The 21,332-nt window shown below is 36.6% G+C and carries 17 protein-coding genes; 14 read left to right on the top strand and 3 right to left on the bottom strand.

From position 1 onward, the window contains the following. The first annotated feature begins 127 nt into the window (after window positions 1–127). The 7 genes from gcvT to SOI85_RS06485 all read left to right on the top strand — a co-directional run bounded on the left by gcvT (window position 128) and on the right by SOI85_RS06485 (window position 8,432). On the top strand, window positions 128–1,240 hold the full coding sequence (gene gcvT, locus SOI85_RS06515; RefSeq protein ID WP_320663603.1) for a glycine cleavage system aminomethyltransferase GcvT: 1,113 nt from the start codon (window positions 128–130) through the stop codon (window positions 1,238–1,240). Window positions 1,241–1,313: 73 nt separating this feature from the next. Continuing rightward, a complete protein-coding gene (gene aspS, locus SOI85_RS06510) occupies window positions 1,314–3,137 on the top strand; it encodes an aspartate--tRNA ligase (protein WP_320665145.1) in 1,824 nt (607 codons plus the stop codon). A 100-nt stretch (window positions 3,138–3,237) separates the two neighbouring features. Beyond that, complete coding sequence (locus SOI85_RS06505; protein ID WP_320663602.1) at window positions 3,238–4,905, top strand: CTP synthase; 1,668 nt, start codon at window positions 3,238–3,240, stop codon at window positions 4,903–4,905. Continuing rightward, the gene (locus tag SOI85_RS06500) at window positions 4,905–5,528 is read left to right on the top strand and encodes a 7-carboxy-7-deazaguanine synthase QueE (RefSeq protein ID WP_320663601.1); all 624 of its coding nucleotides are present in this window, start codon (window positions 4,905–4,907) and stop codon (window positions 5,526–5,528) included. Before SOI85_RS06505 ends, SOI85_RS06500 begins: the two co-directional genes overlap by 1 nt. Window positions 5,529–5,594: 66 nt before the next feature. After that, window positions 5,595–6,275, top strand: a complete 681-nt coding sequence (gene queC, locus SOI85_RS06495; RefSeq protein ID WP_320663600.1) for a 7-cyano-7-deazaguanine synthase QueC — start codon at window positions 5,595–5,597, stop codon at window positions 6,273–6,275. After that, the gene (locus SOI85_RS06490) at window positions 6,272–7,597 is read left to right on the top strand and encodes an anthranilate synthase component I family protein (RefSeq protein WP_320663599.1); all 1,326 of its coding nucleotides are present in this window, start codon (window positions 6,272–6,274) and stop codon (window positions 7,595–7,597) included. The genes queC and SOI85_RS06490 overlap by 4 nt, the downstream gene beginning before the upstream one ends. A gap of 4 nt (window positions 7,598–7,601) precedes the next feature. Beyond that, a complete protein-coding gene (locus SOI85_RS06485; protein WP_320663598.1) occupies window positions 7,602–8,432 on the top strand; it encodes an aminotransferase class IV in 831 nt (276 codons plus the stop codon). 11 nt (window positions 8,433–8,443) lie between these two features. Here SOI85_RS06485 and cobA read toward each other — a convergent pair whose 3' ends face one another. After that, window positions 8,444–9,229 carry a uroporphyrinogen-III C-methyltransferase gene (gene cobA, locus SOI85_RS06480; protein ID WP_320663597.1) on the bottom strand — a complete coding sequence of 262 codons (786 nt, stop codon included), beginning with the start codon at window positions 9,227–9,229 and terminating at the stop codon, window positions 8,444–8,446. Here cobA and SOI85_RS06475 point away from each other — a divergent pair. Next, complete coding sequence (locus tag SOI85_RS06475; RefSeq protein ID WP_320663596.1) at window positions 9,228–10,283, top strand: anthranilate phosphoribosyltransferase family protein; 1,056 nt, start codon at window positions 9,228–9,230, stop codon at window positions 10,281–10,283. The genes cobA and SOI85_RS06475 overlap by 2 nt on opposite strands. Here SOI85_RS06475 and SOI85_RS06470 read toward each other — a convergent pair. After that, on the bottom strand, window positions 10,280–10,756 hold the full coding sequence (locus SOI85_RS06470) for a GNAT family N-acetyltransferase (protein WP_320663595.1): 477 nt from the start codon (window positions 10,754–10,756) through the stop codon (window positions 10,280–10,282). The two genes, SOI85_RS06475 and SOI85_RS06470, sit on opposite strands and share 4 nt — an antisense overlap. A 64-nt stretch (window positions 10,757–10,820) precedes the next feature. On the opposite strand from SOI85_RS06470, the gene SOI85_RS06465 reads away from it, so the two are divergent. The 4 genes from SOI85_RS06465 to SOI85_RS06450 all read left to right on the top strand — a co-directional run bounded on the left by SOI85_RS06465 (window position 10,821) and on the right by SOI85_RS06450 (window position 16,178). Further along, window positions 10,821–12,125 (top strand): MFS transporter, encoded by a 1,305-nt coding sequence (locus SOI85_RS06465; RefSeq protein WP_320663594.1) that lies wholly within the window; start codon window positions 10,821–10,823, stop codon window positions 12,123–12,125. Between the two features lie 41 nt (window positions 12,126–12,166). Continuing rightward, window positions 12,167–14,275 carry a polyphosphate kinase 1 gene (ppk1, locus tag SOI85_RS06460; RefSeq protein ID WP_320663593.1) on the top strand — a complete coding sequence of 703 codons (2,109 nt, stop codon included), beginning with the start codon at window positions 12,167–12,169 and terminating at the stop codon, window positions 14,273–14,275. A gap of 212 nt (window positions 14,276–14,487) precedes the next feature. Beyond that, window positions 14,488–15,516, top strand: a complete 1,029-nt coding sequence (locus tag SOI85_RS06455; RefSeq protein WP_320663592.1) for an RpoD/SigA family RNA polymerase sigma factor — start codon at window positions 14,488–14,490, stop codon at window positions 15,514–15,516. A gap of 8 nt (window positions 15,517–15,524) precedes the next feature. Then, entirely contained in the window at window positions 15,525–16,178 is a 654-nt protein-coding gene (locus SOI85_RS06450) for a dolichol kinase (RefSeq protein WP_320663591.1), read from the top strand. Window positions 16,179–16,197: 19 nt separating this feature from the next. Here SOI85_RS06450 and SOI85_RS06445 read toward each other — a convergent pair whose 3' ends face one another. Then, window positions 16,198–17,268 carry a 3-deoxy-7-phosphoheptulonate synthase gene (locus SOI85_RS06445; protein WP_320663590.1) on the bottom strand — a complete coding sequence of 357 codons (1,071 nt, stop codon included), beginning with the start codon at window positions 17,266–17,268 and terminating at the stop codon, window positions 16,198–16,200. A 118-nt stretch (window positions 17,269–17,386) separates the two neighbouring features. On the opposite strand from SOI85_RS06445, the gene acnB reads away from it, so the two are divergent. Further along, entirely contained in the window at window positions 17,387–19,984 is a 2,598-nt protein-coding gene (acnB, locus tag SOI85_RS06440) for a bifunctional aconitate hydratase 2/2-methylisocitrate dehydratase (RefSeq protein ID WP_320663589.1), read from the top strand. A gap of 7 nt (window positions 19,985–19,991) precedes the next feature. Further along, complete coding sequence (locus SOI85_RS06435) at window positions 19,992–21,332, top strand: ClC family H(+)/Cl(-) exchange transporter (RefSeq protein ID WP_320663588.1); 1,341 nt, start codon at window positions 19,992–19,994, stop codon at window positions 21,330–21,332.

Here is a 21,332-nt window from a genome sequence, read left to right as displayed (position 1 = left end):
TCTTTGCTCGGAATCACAGGCTAATAACAGTTCTTAAATCGAGCCACGAAGCATTACATTTACCAATCTAAATCTATCTCCGAATTAATGGTTAATCTGCTTAAAACAAATCCTAAAGCCAGCAACAATGACCTTAAAACAAACTCCTCTATATAAAACATACATTAATACACCTTGCAAAACAGCACCTTTTGCAGGCTGGGAGATGCCCATACAATTTTCCGGATTAATCAATGAACATGAATCAGTAAGAAAAGAAGTGGGCTTGTTTGATATTTCCCATATGGGCGTATTTCTTATAAAAGGCAAAAATATAAAAGACTTACTTCAAGGATTAGTTCCCACAGATCTTCATAAAATTGGTCCTGGTGAAGCCTGTTACACAGTCCTATTAAACGAAAATGGTGGAATTATTGATGACCTAATAATCTATGATCAAGGACACGATGCAAAAAATATAGAATCTGTTTTATTAGTAATTAATGCGGCTTGTATTGAAGAAGATATTGAATGGATAAAACAGCACGTAGATCAATTAGATTTATCCATAAATGATTTCAAAAAAGATGGGGTTTTACTTGCCATTCAAGGACCCAATTCATTAAAAGTATTAGAACAATATTTTAATAAATCTCTTGTAAACATCCCTCGTTTTGGGCATCAAACTATATTTCCCAAGAACAATGAAAGCTCTGAATCTATCTTTATAGGCAGGACTGGTTACACAGGTGAAGATGGCTTTGAATTACTTCTAAACGAAAAAGATGGGGTCAAATTATGGACCAAATTAATCGATGCTGGAATTACGCCTTGCGGCCTAGGTGCAAGAGATACCCTTCGACTAGAAGCAGGGATGCACCTTTATGGAAACGAAATGAATGCAAACACCACTCCATTTGAAGCAGGCTTAGGATGGTTAGTCAATTTAGAAATGCCTGCTAAGTTTATTGGTAGAGAAGCATTAGAAAAGCAAGCTCAAGAAGGAATTCAAAAAAAATTGGTTGGCCTTGAAATTAATGGACGCGCAATTGCTAGAAAAGGTTATAAATTATTTAAAAACGAAAAATTTATAGGTGAAGTTACAAGTGGTACTTGGTCTCCTAGTTTAAAAAAAGCAATAGCGATGGGTTATGTAGAAAACGAATTTGCTCAAATGGGAACTGAAGTCATGGTTGAAATTCGGGGTAAATTTCACGCCGCAAAGATTGTCAAAAGAACGTTTTTTATAAAAGAAAAATAGTTTTTAGCTGATTTCTAAAAAGAGAAGATCCCTTTTTATGGGAAACTCATTCTTTAATACGAAAACATTTCTGATGCGCAGCAACTGCTGTGGAGAACTAAACAAGCGCCATATTGGTTCCGAAGTGGAACTTTGTGGCTGGGTTGACCGTTGTAGAGATCATGGAGGTGTCATCTTCATAGATCTTCGTGACCGGACCGGCACAGTGCAAATAACGGTTGATCCGGATCAAGGAACAGAAATGTTCACGATCGCAGAGGGACTTAGAAATGAAACAGTTCTGAAAGCAGTCGGCCAAGTAAATTCGAGACCTAAAGAGTCGATTAATGAGAAAATAAAAACCGGAGAAATCGAAATTACTGCTAAGAAACTGATCATTCTAAATACAGTTACTGAAAATCTACCTTTCACAATTTCAATTCATGATGATGAACAAATTAAAGAAGAGATAAGACTTCGTTATCGATATTTAGATCTGCGGCGCGAAAGAATGAATAAAAATTTGAGATTGCGTCATGAAACCATTAAAGCAGCAAGAAATTTTCTTGAAGACCAAGAGTTTATAGAAGTAGAAACTCCAATACTTACTCGATCTACCCCAGAAGGAGCGCGAGACTATCTAGTGCCTTCAAGAGTATGCGCTGGCGAATGGTTTGCTCTTCCACAATCACCACAGCTTTTTAAACAGTTGCTAATGGTAGGAGGAATAGAAAAGTACTATCAAATAGCCCGTTGCTTTAGAGATGAAGATTTACGCTCTGATAGGCAACCAGAATTTACGCAGTTAGATATAGAAATGAGCTTTATGGGCCAAGAAGAAATTCTTGATCTGAATGAAAAATTAATTTCATCAATATGGAAAAAGGTAAAAAATATCAATATTGAAACACCATTCCCAAGATTGTCCTGGGAAGAAGCAATGAATCGTTTTGGGACAGATAGACCCGATACTCGCTATGGGATGGAACTTAAAGATACTAGTGAAATTTTTAAAGAATCATCTTTTAAGGTTTTTTCTAACGCAATCTCAAGTGGAGGATGTGTGAAATGTATCAATGTTGAACAAGGTAATGCTTCTATAAGCAATGTCAGAATAAAGCCAGGTGGAGATATTTTTAATGAAGCTCAGAAAGCAGGGGCTGGTGGACTAGCCTTTATTAGAGTAAGAGAAGATGGCAACATTGATTCAATTGGTGCAATTAAAGACAATCTCAAATCTGAGCAAAAAGATCTTCTACTTAAGAAAACAAATGCAAAGCCTGGAGATTTAATTCTATTTGGTGCAGGTAAAACCGAAATTGTAAATAAAACGCTTGATAGAGTTAGACAATATTTAGCGAACCAATTAAACCTAATCCCCCAAAAAGAAGATAAACAAGCTTGGGAATTTCTATGGGTTGTAGATTTCCCAATGTTCGAATACAACACTGAAGAGAATCGACTCGAAGCAATGCATCATCCTTTTTGCGCACCAAATTCTGGGGATATAGGAAGTCAACAAGAAGAATGGAAAAATAAATTACCTTCTGCAAAAGCACAAGCTTATGACCTTGTTTTAAATGGACTTGAACTCGGAGGAGGTTCGTTACGTATTCACAATTCGGAACTGCAAAAAATTGTTTTTGAAACAATTGGTCTTTCCAATAACGAAGCAAATGAACAATTTGGATTCTTAATGAATGCTTTAGAAACAGGAGCTCCTCCTCATGGAGGGATTGCATATGGTATAGACCGCATAGTAATGCTCCTGAGTCAAGAAGAATCTATTCGCGATACAATTGCATTCCCAAAGACCCAACAAGCAAGATGCCTTATGACAAAAGCACCTGCAGATGTATCAAAGCACCAATTGGAAGATCTACATATAGAATCAACTTTTAAGGAAGAAGAAGAATGAAAGGGTATTTCAAAAAACTTCATTCAATTCCGCTAAAAACTATTTATTTTTCTTGGCCTTGAACAAGTTCGAGGTAATTTAAAGAATACGAAAAAACTAAATGGCAAAGTTTGTCTTCGTTACAGGTGGTGTAGTTTCTAGCATTGGGAAGGGAATTGTCGCTGCAAGTCTTGGACGCCTTCTTAAATCTCGAGGGTACAGTGTCTCAATCTTAAAACTAGATCCATATCTCAATGTAGACCCTGGAACAATGAGTCCTTTCCAACATGGAGAGGTTTTTGTAACAGAAGATGGGGCGGAAACTGATCTCGATCTAGGGCATTACGAGAGGTTTACTGACACAGCAATGTCACGATTGAATAGCGTAACAACAGGCTCTATTTATCAATCGGTTATCAATAAAGAGCGTCGTGGAGACTACAACGGTGGGACAGTACAGGTCATTCCGCACATCACAGAGGAAATTCGTGAAAGAATTAAACGAGTTGCTGATAACAGTGGTGCAGATGTAATTATCACGGAAATAGGTGGGACAGTAGGAGATATCGAGTCTCTGCCATTTCTGGAAGCAATTAGAGAGTTCAAAGGCGACGTCGGAAGGTGTGATATCGCCTATATACATGTAACGCTATTACCGTTCATTGGAACATCTGGGGAAATTAAAACCAAACCGACTCAGCATTCAGTAAAAGAACTTCGTTCGATTGGTATACAACCAGACATATTGGTCTGCAGAAGCGATAAAACCATTAATGATGATCTCAAAAGAAAAATCAGTGGTTTTTGTGGTGTGAATCAAAATGCTGTAATTGCTTCACTAGATGCAGATAGTATTTATTCAGTACCTCTTGCACTCAAAAAAGAAGGCCTATGTAGAGAAGTTCTTGATGTTCTCAATCTTACTGATCACAATTGTGAGCTAAAAGAATGGGAAGAGCTTGTTCATAAACTTCGAAATCCCGGTCCATCAGTAAAAGTGGCTTTAGTAGGAAAATATATTCAATTAAATGATGCCTACTTATCTGTAGTAGAAGCTCTGAGACATGCTTGTATAGCACAAGATGCATCACTTGATCTTCATTGGGTTTCTGCAGAAAAAATTGAAACAGATGGTCCAGAAAAACTGCTAAAAGGTATGGACGCTATTGTCGTCCCTGGAGGTTTTGGTAATCGTGGGGTCGATGGAAAAATTTCAGCTATTACATGGGCAAGAGAAGAACGTGTTCCTTTTCTTGGACTATGCTTAGGTATGCAATGTGCAGTAATAGAATGGGCACGAAATAAAGCAAATTTAAAAGAAGCTTCAAGTTCTGAACTAAATCCACACACTGATCACCCTGTAATTCATTTACTTCCCGAACAACAAGATATAGTTGATCTTGGTGGAACAATGCGTCTAGGAGTTTACCCATGTCGATTAAATGCAGAAACAATTGGACATCGTCTATATAAAGAAGAAGTAGTCTACGAACGTCATAGACATAGATATGAATTTAACAACTCGTACCGTAACCTATTTATTGAATCAGGCTATGTAATTAGTGGTTCTTCTCCAGACGGTAGATTAGTAGAGCTTATTGAACTAAAAGATCATCCATTTTTTATAGCTTGCCAATATCACCCAGAATTCCTCTCAAGACCAGGTAAGCCCCATCCATTATTCCGCGGCCTAATTGAAGCCGCTCAATTACGTCTGCCAACGTCTCCAAATGAAGCGATCGTCAATAAAATGGAATATCTAGACAAAGAACGTTTTAGCAAACCCTAATGGAAGCTAATCTTCCAATAGTTGAAAGCTTTCATTCTCTACAAGGAGAGGGAGCTCATACTGGTAGGAGCGCATATTTTATTAGACTTGCTAGTTGCAAAGTAGGGTGTCCATGGTGCGACACAAAAGCGTCTTGGTCAGACAAGAAGTATCCAAGGAAAAGTGTGATTGAGCTTTCTAAAAATGCTTCAAAGGCCCATTCTGAAGGTGCTGCATTTATTGTAATCACTGGTGGTGAACCCCTACATCACAACCTGGATCCGTTATGTGACATCATCAGAAAGTCTCAAACAATTCCTATTCATCTTGAAACTAGCGGCGTTGATCCACTCAGTGGACAACCAGATTGGATAACACTCTCTCCGAAAAAACATGCTCCGCCTAAATTAGAATTACTAAAGGCTTGTCAAGAATTGAAAATTATTGTTCAGGAAAAAGATGATTTAAGATTTGCAGAATCAATCGCAAAACAAGTTATGTCGATTCGAGATGAATTGCCGTTTCTTTTTCTGCAACCAGGATGGAAAAACGAAAATGGTCAAAGTCTTGCATTTGACTATGTCAAACGTAATCCAGCATGGCGAATGAGTGTACAGACTCACAAATGGCTTAATATTGACTGATGTTTTTATTTGTTATTATTCATAATTCATATATTCAATTTTTAATATCTAAATAAGACAAATATCATGAATAATAGAAAAACAATAGCTCTTCTTTCTGGTGGATTAGACTCAGCAACAGCCGCAGCTATTGCGAAAGAAAATGGCCATGAAGTCATAGCATTATCTTTTGATTATGGACAAAGACATAGGCAAGAATTACAAGCAGCGACTAAAATTGCTAATCATTTAAAATTAAAAGAGCATCAAATCATTAAAATTAATTTAGCCACATGGGGCGGATCATCATTGACAGATATTAGAGAAAATTTACCAACAAGTAAAACATCAGATGGAGTCATACCCAACACTTATGTGCCTGGAAGAAATACAATATTCATTGCTATAGCACTAAGTCTCGCAGAAGTTCGCCATGCAAAACAGATTGTTTTGGGCATCAATGCAATGGACTACTCTGGTTATCCAGATTGCAGACCAGACTATCTTGAAGCATTTCAAAAGCTTGCAAGTCTTTCTAATAAAGCTGGTCGTGAAGGAAATATAATCAAACTCTGGGCTCCTCTAGTAAATTGGAAAAAGACAGAGATTATTAAAGAGGCATTGAGATTAAATTTACCTATTGACTTAACTTGGAGTTGTTATAGTGAAAACGCAAATCCTTGTGGTAAATGTGATAGTTGTCGTATTCGTGATGAAGCATTAGAAAAAATAGGACGCCCTGATCTTTGTAGTAACCAGAGGCAATGACAGCTCTATATCGCGAACTTTGCTCGTGGAAAGAGCCAGAATTCATAGCACAAAAATTAATTGAAAAATGGGGGGAGCATGGCCTTATTTGGCTTGATGGAGATGGAAGTAAGCTTGGTCGTTGGGTTACGTTGGCTACGGACCCAATAGAAAGTATATGTTGTAGAGGATTACCAACCGAAAAAGGAAGTGTTAATCCATTTGAGATTTTAAGAACTTTAGAGCCAGGGCATTGGACAGGATGGCTTAGCTATGAGGCAGGGGCATGGATAGAACCTAATAATCCCTGGAAAAGTGATTCGATGGCAACACTTTGGATTGCATCTCACGATCCAATTCTAAAATTCGATCTTATGAAAAAAGAACTATGGATCGAAGGAAAAAATAAAAGGCGTCTCGAGAGAATGTCATCTTGGATAAGAAAGCTCCAATTGAGAGATATAAGTAAAGATGCAATTCCAAGAATTGCCGAAATCCCATTAAATTCATGGCAATGGTATACATCAAAGCATGACTTTTCGCATAATGTTGCACATATAAAAGAATTAATTGAACAGGGCGATATTTTTCAAGCAAACCTAACAACTGGTTGTACTACAGAATTGTCAAACGAGCTTTCAGCAATGACAATATTTGAACAATTACGTAAAAAATGCCCGGCACCATTTAGTGGAGTAATGATTGGCTCAGATAATGCATTAGGTGAAGCCGTTATCTCAACTTCTCCAGAACGCTTTCTACAAGTTGATCCAAAGGGTGAAATTGAGACAAGACCAATTAAAGGAACTAGACCACGTAATAAGAATCTTGAAACAGATGCTGACATGGCAATAGATCTGGTTTCAAGTATTAAAGACAGAGCCGAAAATATCATGATTGTTGATCTCCTCAGAAATGATCTTGGCAGAGTGTGTAAACCAGGTTCAATTCATATTCCTTACTTACTTAATTTAGAAAGTTATGCACAAGTTCATCATCTAACTTCGGTAATCAGAGGTTCTATTCAAGCAAACAAATCATGGGTAGATGTATTAGAAGCATGTTGGCCTGGAGGATCAATAAGTGGTGCCCCGAAACTAAGAGCATGTCAACGAATCAATGAAATAGAGAAAATAGCAAGAGGACCATATTGTGGGTCATTTATAACTATTGGATGGGACGGGACTTTTGATAGCAATATCCTTATACGATCTTTAATTATGAAAAACTCTACTCTTCGAGCAAACGCCGGCTGTGGAATAGTTGCAGATTCTGATCCCTTGAATGAAACTGAAGAAATGACCTGGAAGCTCATGCCCATTCTGAAAGCATTAGAAAAATAAAATAATGAATACTCAAATTGGTTGGTTTAATGGACGTTGGCAACAACTCGATGAATTAAAAATACCTATCAATGATAGAGGTGTCAGTTTTGGAGATGGTATTTTCGAAACTATTCTAATTTGGAATCAATCCCCACAACTAGTTTCACAACACCTTGAACGCTGGAGAAATAGTTCTGTCAAGCTTGGTATGGAAACACCGCCTAAAGAAGAAAAGATTATGAAATTAATTCATGAAGGCCTAGAGCACTGCTCCCTAGACAACGGAAAAGGCGCAATTCGTCTCAATTGGAGTCGTGGAAGAAATCAAAATAGAGGAATCAATCTTCCTAGTCAACAATTGAACTTTTCTTCTCATCGTTTTTGGCTTGAAATGTATTCAAATAAACCAAGTTTCAGTCGAATTTCTACATTAATTAGTTGTAATGAAAAACGTAATGCTGATAGTAGTCTGAGCTCACATAAAACTTTTGGTTACAGTCAAGCTATACAAAGTCGTAATGAAGCTAAAAAGCAAGGATATGACGATGCACTATTACAAAGTACAAACGGTGCAATTTGTTGTGGTAGCACATCAAATTTGATTATTAAACGGGATAATCAATTGCTAACCCCAAGCTTAAAAAGCGGATGTCTACCCGGCATAATGAGGCAACAAGGTATAAATCTAGGAATTTTAAAAGAAGCTGAGCTCTCAACTTCTCCAAATAAAAATGATGAATGGCTACTAATCAATAGTTTAGGCTGTCAAAGTATTTATAAAGTTAATGACTATGAGCTTAATACGTTTACTAATACTCAAGACTTCTGGTTATTACTATATGGACTGAAATAACTGAAGGTGAGTTAAAAAGAGATTGGCATCGTGACATTAGAAGGAGTTGGCGCACATTCTGAAACTTGGTAATTAACAACTGAACCCACTATAACTATTGCGGGGGATTCAAATTTCTCTTTTTCTACTTGACCCACAATCTCCGCCAAGGTTGATTTTAAATAACGTTGTCCTTTTACAGTAGCTTGTTGAATAACTGCAACAGGCATTAAAGGATTTAATCCATTAATTAAAAGCTGTTCAACTATATATCGCAAATTATGTACGCCCATATAAATCACGATACTGTCACTTGATTTAGCTAACTCCTTCCAGTTAACAGATGGGATTTTTTTATTAAAGCCCTCATGACCTGTCACGAAGGTTACGGAACTCCCACACAAGCGATGTGTTAGAGGAATTCCCATATAAGCAGAAGCAGCAATACCAGAGGTAACTCCAGGCACAACTTCTACAGAGACACCTTTTCCAGATAAATACGCTGCTTCTTCACCTCCTCGACCAAAAACAAAGGGGTCACCACCTTTTAAGCGAACAATACATTTAAAAGATTTCACTAACTCAAGAAGTAATTCATTAGTTTTTGGTTGCGGTACAGAATGCTTATTACGACGTTTACCTACAAAAATGCACTCACAAGATGCTTTGACTAAACTAAGAATCTCATTAGGCACCAACGAATCATAAACAATTGCATCGCAATTACTTATAAGACGTTGCGCCTTCACAGTTAGCAAATCAGGGTCACCTGGGCCTGCACCTACTAAATATACGGTTCCAAATAGGGTGTCATTCATGCAGAAAAAAACTAGTCAAGAGCGTTTCAAAAAGTACCTAAAAAGAATAGGGAGTGGAGAGCAAACTAGTCGAAGTATGACACGAGAAGAATCGTCAGATGCACTTAACTTGATTCTGACAGGAATACCTAGTCCGACACAAATTGGAGCATTTATGATCGCTCATCGCATTAGAAGGCCAGAACCACAGGAGTTAGCAGGAATGGTCGATACATACTTAAAACTAGGGCCAAACTTGCAATCAAAAAATTCTCAAAAAAGACCTATTTGCTTCGGGATGCCTTTTGATGGCCGTACCAGAACTGCACCAATTTATCCAGTAACAGCTCTAGTACTTGTGAGTGCTGGTCAACCAGTAGTACTACAAGGCGGGAGAAGGATGCCAATTAAGTATGGAGTAACAAGTAGTGAATTACTGGCAGACATAAATTTAAACTTGATAGATCTAACAATCAATCAAGTACAGAAATGTCTATGTGAAAATGATATTGGTTTTATATATCAACCAAAACACTTTCCACTTGCAGAAAATTTAATTTATTACCGAGAAGAAATAGGTAAGCGGCCGACAATTGCAAGCATGGAATTACTTTGGACTGCTCATCAGTCAAAACATCTTTTCGTTACAGGTTTCGTACATTCACCCACAGAAGAAAGGCATTGGCAGACATTAGAACTCTTAGGTGAAAAGGAGATCATTACAGTCAAAGGTCTTGAAGGAGGTACTGATATCCCAAGTAGTAAATTATGTATCGCAAATAAATTAGACAATAATAGAGTTAAACGTATTGAATTGAGCCCCAAAGATTTTAATTTATATGGAAAAGATCAAAGATTTACGTCTAGAGAAGAATGGGGGCAATGGGCTATAGCTGCTATAAATTATCAAGGTCCATTATTAAATGCAGTTGTATGGAATGCAGGTTTTTACTTATGGGTATCTGGCATAACTGAAACTCTTGAGAACGGTATAGAAAAGGCAGATAGATTACTTAAGTCTGGAAAAGTTCAAAATACATTAAATAAAATTATTAAATGGAAGGCTAATCTTTAAAGGAAGTTTTTAATCATTAAATACCTAGTAAAAGGTATGCCTCCAATTTTAATAATTTCAGGTGTTTCTAATACCCAACCATGTTTCAAAAACAAAGGATAGCTAAAAGAACTGGCTTCTGTTATTAATCTCGTTTGGCCTTCTCGCCTAGCTTCATCTTCAATTACTTTTAATAATGAAGTCCCTAGGCCTTTGCGAGAAGAACGTCCCCTGCAATATAAAAGTGCTAATCGATTCATTGGATATCTCACAGCAAATGCTTCTATTGAAAGATTTTGAATACTTACCCAACCTTTTCCATCCGTCAGGGGCTTTTCTAAAATTCCTGGTAACCAAGCTAATCCTGCCCAAGCTTGAATTTGATCTTTCGTATAAAAACAATGTCCTTGAGACTGAATTGCATCCTCATAAACCTCTCGAACAGTAGAGTGATGCTCACCACTCATTGGTTTTAACTGAAAACTAGGTCTCATTTTCTTTGAATCTTAGAAAACAATTCTTCTGGAGTGGTGGAATAAATACTGATTAATCAATTAAGTGCGACTATCTAAAATTGGCATTCTCTTTTGTGCATTTGCAACATTACTGAACGACCGGTTAGGTGAAACTGTTCTATTGCCATTATTACCAAAATTAAAAACAACCTTTGGCATCAGTCCTGTAGTTCTAGGACTACTTGCAGGTACTTATGCATTCTCTCAATTTGCTGTAGCTCCACTAATTGGAGCAATTAGTGACAAATATGGTAGAAAGCCAATAATAATAATTTGCGTAGCTGGCTCAGTTTTAGGTCTTAGTCTATTTGCATTATCAATTCATATTTGGGATGCAAATTTACCTGCTTGGAAAGGAGGAACACCATTAATTCTTGGATTGCTTTTTGGAGCAAGAGTCATTGATGGTGCAAGTGGAGGAACTGCTGCAACAGCCACTGCAGTTCTTGCAGATATTTCTAGCCCAGAAAATCGAGCAAAAACATTTGGAATAATAGGAGCAGCATTTGGTTTAGGATTTATTGTTGGACCTTTGATAGGTGGTTATTTAACGAATATAAATTTTAGTCTTCCAGGAATCATGGCAACATTATTTGCAATTTTTAATTTAATACTTGTTATCACAGTACTTCCTGAAACGTATAAAAATAAAGAAAAGAATATACGTCTAAAGAAAAGAGATTTAAACCCTGTTAATCAATTAATAAAGGTCTTTAAAAATCCATTAATTAATAAACTATCATTTGCTTTTTTCCTATTTTTTATGGCGTTCAATGGATTAACTTCTTTCCTCCTACTTTATCAAGAAGAAGTTTTTAAATGGCTTGGGAAAGAGCCTGTACTAATTATAAATAATTTTATCATCACTAAAGGTTACCTGCCGGCCCTGAGTTTGGCATGGGTTGGTGTAATCGCAATAGTCGTTCAAGGTGGATTAATTGGAAAATTAGTTAAACAATTTGGAGAATCAAGACTAACCATGTCAGGTATTGGTTTCGTTATTACAGGATGTCTACTTCTAGTGGTAGCAAATCCAGCAAATTCAATTCCAATGGTATTTACAGCTTGTTCATTTTTAGCCATCGGGACCGGTTTAGTAGTACCTTCTCTTAGAGCAATAATTTCAAAAAAACTGACAGCATCTGGACAAGGAGCAGTATTAGGGAACTTACAAGGCCTACAAAGCTTGGGCTCATTTTTAGGCGCATTATTAGCAGGTGCAGCATATAAAAATATTGGACCAAGTAGTCCTTTTTGGTTAGGGATGTTTCTACTAATTGGAGTTGGAATACTCATATCTGGAGGCCTAACAAATATAAAGAAGAAGACAACAATTAGGTCTTTTTAATTGCTAGTTTGCATTTATAGGAATTACACATAACAGAATCAATGAATCAGAAAATGGTCCACCAAGAAATTTATATCAATAGAGAATTGAGTTGGATCAACTTTAATGAAAGAGTATTGGCCATAGCACTTGATAAAAGTACACCACTACTAGAAAAACTAAAATTTTGCTCCATTTTTAGCAATAATCTTGATGAATTTTTCATGGTTCGAGTCGCATCATTAAAATCACAAGTTGAGGCAGGTATGAGGAAGAAAAGTATTGATGGGAAAACTCCAGAAGAACAATTAATCAATATCAGGTCAAAACTTCTTCCCATTATTCAAAAGCAGCAAAAACAAATAGCTTCTGGTTTAATAAAAAATTTAAAAAAAGAAAAAATACATCTACTTAATTACGAAGACCTAAATGATCAGCAAAAATCTTGGACTGAAAACTATTTTAAAACAACTATATTCCCTGTTCTTACACCCTTAGCAGTTGATCGATCACATCCATTTCCATTCGTAAGCAATCTAAGCCTGAATTTAGCTGCTCTAATTTTGGATCCAGAAACTAATCAACAAGAGTTTGCCAGAATCAAAATTCCACAAAAATCATTGCCCAGATTTCTTTCCATTCCGACTGATTTAAGTAAAAAGCATTCTGATGTAATTCATACAGCAATTGCAATTGAACAAGTAGTGGCATACAACCTGCAAGTACTATTTCCTGGAATGAAAATCCAAGATTATTCATTTTTCCGTGTGACACGAGATGCAGATCTTGAACTAAGAGATTTTGAAGCTGATGATTTAATGAGTGCTATCGAGGAAGGTTTAAGAAAACGACGAATGGGTGGAGAGGTTGTGAGGTTAGAAGTCTCTGAGGATATGCCAACTCAAATTCTAGAATTACTCCAAGAGGGTATGAAGGTCAAAGAAAATGATTTATATAGAATTGAAGGCCTTCTAGGTCTAGATGAACTGATAGAGCTCTACAACCTAGATATTCCAAAACTTAAATTTGATCTTCATCAAGGCATTACTCATAAATCACTAAAAAGCAGCCAAATCGGCTTACTCGAAGATGGGTCAATAAAACAAGAAGAATTTAAAAGTATTTTTTCAATTATAAGAAAAAAAGATTTATTAGTACATCATCCTTACGATCTCTTCTCAACATCTGTCGAAGAGTTTATTAATCAATCTGCTGCTGATCCACAAGTAATGGGTATAAAAATGACTCTATATAGAATTTCAAAAGATTCGCCAATAATATCTTCTCTCATAAGAGCTGCAGAGAATGGAAAGCAAGTCTTAGCACTAGTAGAACTAAAAGCACGTTTTGATGAAGACAATAATATTCAATGGGCAAAGAGACTCGAGCAATGTGGAGTACATGTTGTATATGGAGTCGTTGGTCTAAAAACACATACAAAAATAGCTTTAGTTGTACGAAAAGAAAAAGATTCTTTGCGTACTTATTTTCATATTGGTACAGGAAACTACAATTCGAAAACAGCTACTTTATATACAGATATTGGCTTACTTTCTGCTCAACCAGAACTTGGCCAAGATTTAATAGAGTTGTTTAATTATTTAACTGGTTTTTCCAAGCAACAACACTTTAGGAAGTTACTCGTGGCTCCAGTAACTTTACGAAAAGGCTTAGAAGAGCTTATTTATAGAGAAATTGAAAATGCAAAAAAAGGTAATCATGGTCATATAAGAGCAAAAATGAATTCTTTAGTTGATCCTAGAATTATAAATTTACTTTATGAAGCCTCAAGTGTTGGAGTTAAAGTCGAACTAATTATAAGAGGCATGTGTTGCCTCTATCCTGGCAAAAAAGGAATCAGCGAGAATATTAGAGTCATAAGTGTTATTGGTAGATTCCTTGAGCATTCAAGAATCTTTTGGTTTTTAAATAATAGTAAATCTGAAGTTTATATCGGAAGTGCTGACTGGATGAGAAGAAATCTTGATAGAAGAGTTGAAGCCGTTACTCCTATAGAAGACTTAGATCTCAAAAAACAATTAGATGAACTATTAAATCTTTACCTGAACGTAAACTATGGGATATGGGAAATGCAAAACAATGGAAGCTTTATTCGTATAGAAAGTGCAAAAAAAGCAAATTCTATCCAGGAGCAATTAATAAAAATTTAAAATCTCAAAAACGAATTAGGCTCATTCTCTATTGAAGTGAACCTTGACATTCTATTTCTTCTAAATATTAGCTATTTTAATTGCGTCTTTTACCTAATCGAAGGTGATTAATGCAACAATTTATAGGTCTATCGAAAGTTTTTCGTTTCATTTGATCAAGTTTGCATTTTCAGTGCTAACTTCAAACTAAATAAATATAGGAGGCCAGGGTGATGGGGATCCCTCTGGAGTCTGTAAATGGTACTTCTAAAGTACCTGCAGATAAACCTGTTTTGCCAAATGCCTCGAAAATCAAAGGGGCGCAGAAGAGTAATCGAAGTAGTCAGGCTGCAAAAAGCCCGCATAAATCTTCTGGTCGCTTAGGTACTGATGCTATTGGATTCTATTTAAGTAGTATTGGAAGAGTTCCTTTGTTAACTGCAGCAGAAGAAATTGAGCTTGCACATCATGTACAAGCCATGAAAAAACTATTAGAAACTGCTGACGAGGAAAGAACAACGCGCCAAAAACATCAAATTCGCATGGGCAAACGTGCTCGTGATCGAATGATGGCTGCCAACCTAAGACTGGTTGTAAGTGTTGCAAAAAAATATCAAAATCAAGGACTTGAATTGCTTGATTTAGTTCAAGAAGGAGCCATTGGTTTAGAAAGAGCGGTAGATAAATTCGACCCAGCTATGGGCTATAAGTTTTCTACATATGCTTATTGGTGGATTCGACAAGGAATGACCAGAGCAATTGACAATAGTGCTCGTACTATTCGACTACCTATTCATATCAGTGAAAAGCTATCTAAAATGCGTCGTATAACGCGAGAGTTAGCACATCGCTTTGGCCGACAACCAAATAGATTAGAACTTGCAAGTGCTATGGGTATAGAGCCTAAAGATCTTGAAGACTTAATCGCTCAAAGTGCTCCATGTGCATCTCTAGACGCTCATGCAAGGGGTGAAGAAGATAGAAGCACACTAGGGGAATTAATTCCAGATCCAAATTATGATGAACCTATGGAAGGTATGGATAGAAGTATTCAGAAAGAACATTTAGGAGGATGGTTATCTCAATTAAATGAAAGAGAGCAAAAAATAATGAGATTAAGGTTTGGGCTAGATGGAGAAGAACCTTTAACCCTTGCTGAAATTGGTAGGCAAATTAATGTTTCAAGAGAAAGGGTCAGACAATTAGAAGCTAAAGCTATTCTGAAATTAAGAGTAATGACTACACATCAACGAGCTGCTTGAGGAATAGTTTGGCAAACGTCAATCTTATAGTTGTAATTTTTACATGGTTAATCATTATTTTTATAATTTCATGGATTTGTCAAAAGAAATTTCCTAATAATAAAGAATTAGTTCGAAAGATAATTCATATTGGTAGCGGACCTATCATTCCTTTTGCATGGTTAATAGAAGTTAGCAAAGAACTTGCGATATTTATCTGTGCTTCTATCTCCTTAGCTTTATATATTAATCATCGATTTAGGATAATATCTAGCATGGAAGATATTGAAAGGAAAAGCTATGGAACTATTTTCTACGGTATAAGTATAACTTTGTTAATTATTTTATTTTGGCCTAATAATTCAGCGGCAGTAACAGCAGGGGTTCTAATTATGGCTCTAGGTGATGGTTTGGCAGGATTAATCGGGAAAGGGTTGAAATCTCCTACTTGGCTGATTTTTGGTCAAAATAAATCCACCGCAGGAACTTTAACTATGGGAATAGTAAGTGGATTAGTGCTTTCAATAATGGTTTATCTAACCGGAGAATTTTTCGATCCATTAAAATTATTAATAATCACTGCTATAGCTGTGCTACTTGAACAAATTAGCTTTAGGGGCATTGATAACTTAACAGTTCCATTAGGAGTCTCTTCATTGTGGGTATTGATGATTAGTAATTAAATAACACATTTAAAATTAACTATTTGACTACAGCCGCCAATTCAGATAATAAGGTTTCTGTCATTTGAATATTAATGCATGCATCAGTAACACTTTGACCGTATTTGAGTTGGGACAAATCTGCACACAGTTTCTGATTACCTTCAATAAGATGACTTTCAATCATTACTCCCATAATATGTTTTGAACCTTGACTAATCTGAGTAGCAACAGCTCGAAGGACTTCAGACTGACGACGATAATCTTTATTTGAATTCCCATGACTACAGTCAACCATTACTCGATCTATCAGACCTGCTTTATTTAATTCTACGGCTGCCTCAACTACTGCATCAAGGTGATAATTTGTTCCTTTAGCTCCTCCTCTTAAAACAATATGACCGTCTGGATTGCCTGTCGTGGTAACAATTGACGCAGACCCTTCTTGATTAATTCCTAAAAAATGATGCGGTCTAGATGCAGCCTGCATAGCATCAGCGGCAATTTTAACAGTTCCATCTGTTCCATTTTTATAACCTATTGGCATTGATAACCCAGATGCCATTTCTCTATGAGTTTGACTTTCTGTAGTTCTAGCACCAATTGCAGTCCAACTTATTAAATCTGCTATGTATTGAGGAACGACAGGGTCTAGTAATTCTGTTGCTGCTGGCATACCTATATTTGATAAATCCAAAAGCAATGAACGAGCTCTTCTTAAACCTGTATTAATGTCATATGAACCATCTAAATGAGGATCATTTATTAATCCTTTCCATCCAACTGTCGTACGAGGTTTTTCAAAATACACTCTCATTACAATTTCAAGCTTGTCTTGAAAACGATTCCTCAAAACCGCTAGCTGCTCAGCGTAATCCTTAGCAGCTTCTATATCATGAACAGAACAAGGTCCGACAATCACAAGGATTCGATTATCAGTACCTTGAAGGATAGATTGGATCCTTTTACGTGTTTGAGTAACAATCTCAACCGCTTTCTTATCAATAGGTAAATCTTGATGAAGCAAAATAGGAGGCACTAAAGGACGTGTCTCAACCACATGAAGATCTGCTGTGTTATCTATCAGAGGAAGATCTGATGCAAGACTCATTGAATGCTTTCCTTCATCAACACAATAAGATTAAGGAAAATACAATATGAATACACTTCTCACTTGCAATTCGGCATCTATCTACACGCAACATAAAATTAAATAAATAAAATAAGCAATGCTAACCAATTATCTTAAATCAGCTTCAGAGAGAGAAAAGCTAGGTATTCCAGCGCTTCCATTAACTGCTGAACAAGTTCAAGAGCTTACTTTTTTGCTAGAGCAAGCTCCTGACAAAAATAATCTTGATTTTCTTCTGAACCTTTTAAAAAATCGTATACCCCCTGGAGTTGACAAGGCTGCGTATGTAAAAGCTTCATGGTTAAGTGCAGTAGCCCAAGGCTCCACAAAAACAGAAAATGTCACTCCATTAGAAGCAATAGATCTTTTAGGAACGATGGTTGGTGGTTATAACGTGTCTGCTTTAGTCGAAATACTAGAAAATAAAAATGAAAAGCTCGCAAACTGCGCAGCTAATAATTTGAGTCACATTCTTTTAGTTTATGACACAGTAAATGAAATAATAGAGTTAGCTCAAACTAATATTTTTGCAAAGAAAGTCATTCAAAGTTGGGCAAAAGCAGAATGGTTTACATCAAAACCAGCATTACCAAATGAAATTACTGTAACTGTATTCAAAGTTGATGGGGAAACTAATACTGACGATCTATCTCCAGCCACTCATGCTACGACACGTCCAGATATTCCTTTACATGCTCTGGCAATGCTTGAGAATAGAATTCCTGACGCATTAGAACAAATTAAAGATTTAAAGAAAAAAGGATATCCAATTGCATATGTAGGAGATGTTATTGGAACAGGTAGTTCAAGGAAATCAGCAATTAATTCAGTACTCTGGCATATAGGAAAAAATATACCTTACATACCAAACAAACGATCAGGAGGAGTAATTTTAGGTGGAAAAATTGCTCCAATATTTTTTAATACTGCTGAAGATGCAGGTTCATTACCAATCGAATGTGATGTTACTAGCTTGAAAAACGGAGATATCATCACAATTCAACCAAATGAAGGAGTAATTAGAAATAATTCCAGCAATAACAATTCAATAACAAAATTTAATTTAAAACCGAGCACAATCAGTGATGAAGTTCGAGCAGGTGGACGTATTCCATTAATGATTGGAAGAGCATTAACAGACAAAATACGAACACGATTAGGTCTAAATCCTCTTGATATTTTCACTAGACCAAGCCAGCCTACAAAACCTTCTCACGGTTACACTCAAGCTCAAAAAATAGTGGGAAAAGCTTGTAGCTTGAGTGGTGTTTTACCTGGAACAAATTGTGAACCAGTCATGACCACAGTAGGCAGTCAAGATACAACAGGGCCAATGACTAGAGACGAAATGAAAGAACTAGCTTGTCTAGGTTTCTCCGCAGACTTAGTAATGCAAAGCTTTTGTCATACTGCCGCATATCCAAAACCTGTTGATATAAAAACGCAAAAAGAGTTACCTGATTTCTTCTCTGAAAGAGGTGGCGTTGCACTTCGTCCAGGAGATGGAATAATTCATAGTTGGCTAAATAGAATGCTACTGCCAGATACCGTGGGAACTGGTGGAGATAGTCATACAAGATTTCCATTAGGTATTTCTTTTCCTGCAGGCTCGGGATTAGTAGCCTTTGCAGCAGCAATAGGTGCAATGCCTCTGGATATGCCTGAATCAGTTTTAGTCAGTTTCAAAGGCTCTCTAAAACCAGGAATCACCCTACGAGATGTAGTCAACGCAATACCATGGACAGCTATCCAGAAAGGACTTTTAACAGTAGAAAAAGCAAACAAAATAAATGTATTTAATGGAAAAATAATGGAAATAGAAGGACTACCTAATCTAAAGCTTGAACAAGCATTCGAATTAACTGATGCAAGCGCAGAAAGATCATGTTCAGGATGTACTATTCAACTTTCAGAAGAAACAGTTAGAGAGTATTTAAGAAGTAATGTCTCCTTATTAAAAAATATGATTAGTAGAGGCTATGAAGATCACAAAACAATTAATAGACGAATTAAGTCAATGGAAGAATGGTTGGCTAATCCACAATTAATAAAAGCTGATAAAGATGCTGTGTACTCAGAAAAAATAGAGATTAATCTCGATGAATTAATAGAGCCAGTTCTTGCCTGTCCTAATGATCCTGATAACGTCAAACTACTAAGTGAAGTTGCTGGTGATTCTGTTGATGAAGTATTTATTGGGTCTTGTATGACGAATATTGGACATTATCGTGCAGCCGCAAAAATACTAGAAGGAGCAGGTAAAGCGAAAGCAAGATTATGGATTTGTCCACCTACTAGAATGGACGAAGAAGTATTAAAACAAGAAGGCTATTATAAAATTTTCGAAAATGCCGGAAGCCGAATGGAAATGCCAGGCTGCTCCTTATGCATGGGTAACCAAGCTAGGGTAGACGATAATACAACAGTATTTTCAACTAGTACTCGTAATTTCAATAATCGACTAGGTAAAGGAGCACAAGTATATTTAGGTAGTGCAGAATTAGCAGCAGTATGTGCTTTACTTGGATATATTCCAACGCCTAATGAATATCAGTCGATTGCAGCAAAAAGAATCGAACCCATTTCAAATGAAGTATATAGATACTTAAATTTCAATGAGATTCCCGGATTTGAAAATGAAGGGCACATAGATAATTCCCAAGGAAAAATCAAAAGTCAAGTTCTTGAAAGTTAATTAGATGATGGCTGAGATATCTAATCGGAGTATTCGTAGATTATTACAACAACGATGGTTTGTAGTTATTTGTGCTTTAGCACTTACCGGTCTAGGTGCAGCATTAACTGGAGTTCTTTTTAAAACAGGCGTTCATGCCTTAGATGATTGGAGATTAAACCTTCTTGAGAAATTCCCTGTCTGGTTTATTCTGCCAACTCTTGGCGGAATGGGAGGTCTTATCTCTGGACTCTTAATAGCTAAGATTGCTCCTGCTGCAAGCGGTTCCGGCGTTAGTCAAATAATTGCTTTTTTGCGACATAAGCCTGTACCTATGGGATTAAAAGTTGGTCTAGTGAAATTATTTGCAGGAATTGTTGCGATAGGAAGTGGTTTTCCATTAGGACCAGAAGGTCCCTCAGTTCAAATGGGTGGCTCTGTCGCATGGCAAATGGCTCAATGGTTGAAAGCTCCTGTAGCATTTAGACGCGTAATTGTCGCCGCTGGTGGCGGGGCAGGAATCGCAGCAATTTTCAGTGCCCCAATAGGAGGGTTCATTTACGCGATAGAAGAATTATTAAATTCGGCCAAGCCTATAGTTCTCCTATTAGTAGTAGTCACAACTTTTTGGGCTGATACCTGGGCGGATGTATTGCAAAGTATTGGTCTAGACCCTAAAGCTGGAGGTTTTGATAATGTTTTAGGTTTTCAATTGCAGCGAGAGTATTCGCCCTCTGTAGACTTCCTTCCTATCGATCTAGGCTACTTAATCATATTAGGAATAATAATTGGTGTACTAGCAGAAATATATTGCCGTTACCTCCTCATAATGAAAAAACAAGGACATATTTGGTTTGGGAATAAACTTGTTTTAAGAATGGTCTTGAGTGGAATTGTCCTTGGTGGGATATTCTCTTTCCTTCCTGAAGATTTTCACCACTTAGGAGGACTGCAAAATTTAATTGCCGAAGGTGAAGCAACAATATCAATGGCATTAGGCACATTTATTGTTTTGTTTATTAGTACAGGAATAGCTGCAGCTTCAGGCGCACCTGGTGGTTTGTTTTATCCAATGTTAATTCTAGGAGGATCAATTGGCCTAGCTTGTGGGAATTCAATCGAACTATTTACTGGGCATATACCTAGCACCTATGTCTTTGCTGGAATGGGCGGATTTATATCTGCTTGTTCAAGAACACCTATAACAGCAATGTTTCTAGCTTTTGCTTTGACTAAGGATCTTCTTATATTAAAACCTATTTTAATTACTTGTATAACTAGTTTTGTCATTGCACGGATATTCAATGAATCATCAATTTATGAAAGACAAATAAGAATGGAACTTGATCAAAAAATAGAATATAAATAA

This window comes from Prochlorococcus sp. MIT 1223 (genome assembly GCF_034092465.1).
Classification (GTDB): Bacteria; Cyanobacteriota; Cyanobacteriia; order PCC-6307; family Cyanobiaceae; genus AG-402-N21.
The sequence above is the reverse complement of the archived record's forward strand: the minus strand, read 5'-3'. Positions and strand labels throughout refer to the sequence as shown.

Excerpts from the sequence above, each read along its gene's own strand:
- gcvT (WP_320663603.1), top strand. The coding sequence starts at position 128 with ATGACCTTAAAACAAACTCCTCTATATAAAACATACATTAATACACCT.
- aspS (WP_320665145.1), top strand. The coding sequence starts at position 1,314 with ATGCGCAGCAACTGCTGTGGAGAACTAAACAAGCGCCATATTGGTTCC.
- SOI85_RS06505 (WP_320663602.1), top strand. The coding sequence starts at position 3,238 with ATGGCAAAGTTTGTCTTCGTTACAGGTGGTGTAGTTTCTAGCATTGGG.
- SOI85_RS06500 (WP_320663601.1), top strand. The coding sequence starts at position 4,905 with ATGGAAGCTAATCTTCCAATAGTTGAAAGCTTTCATTCTCTACAAGGA.
- queC (WP_320663600.1), top strand. The coding sequence starts at position 5,595 with ATGAATAATAGAAAAACAATAGCTCTTCTTTCTGGTGGATTAGACTCA.
- SOI85_RS06490 (WP_320663599.1), top strand. The coding sequence starts at position 6,272 with ATGACAGCTCTATATCGCGAACTTTGCTCGTGGAAAGAGCCAGAATTC.
- SOI85_RS06485 (WP_320663598.1), top strand. The coding sequence starts at position 7,602 with ATGAATACTCAAATTGGTTGGTTTAATGGACGTTGGCAACAACTCGAT.
- SOI85_RS06475 (WP_320663596.1), top strand. The coding sequence starts at position 9,228 with ATGCAGAAAAAAACTAGTCAAGAGCGTTTCAAAAAGTACCTAAAAAGA.
- cobA (WP_320663597.1), bottom strand. The coding sequence starts at position 9,229 with ATGAATGACACCCTATTTGGAACCGTATATTTAGTAGGTGCAGGCCCA.
- SOI85_RS06470 (WP_320663595.1), bottom strand. The coding sequence starts at position 10,756 with ATGAGACCTAGTTTTCAGTTAAAACCAATGAGTGGTGAGCATCACTCT.
- ppk1 (WP_320663593.1), top strand. The coding sequence starts at position 12,167 with ATGAATCAGAAAATGGTCCACCAAGAAATTTATATCAATAGAGAATTG.
- SOI85_RS06455 (WP_320663592.1), top strand. The coding sequence starts at position 14,488 with ATGGGGATCCCTCTGGAGTCTGTAAATGGTACTTCTAAAGTACCTGCA.
- SOI85_RS06445 (WP_320663590.1), bottom strand. The coding sequence starts at position 17,268 with ATGAGTCTTGCATCAGATCTTCCTCTGATAGATAACACAGCAGATCTT.
- acnB (WP_320663589.1), top strand. The coding sequence starts at position 17,387 with ATGCTAACCAATTATCTTAAATCAGCTTCAGAGAGAGAAAAGCTAGGT.
- SOI85_RS06435 (WP_320663588.1), top strand. The coding sequence starts at position 19,992 with ATGGCTGAGATATCTAATCGGAGTATTCGTAGATTATTACAACAACGA.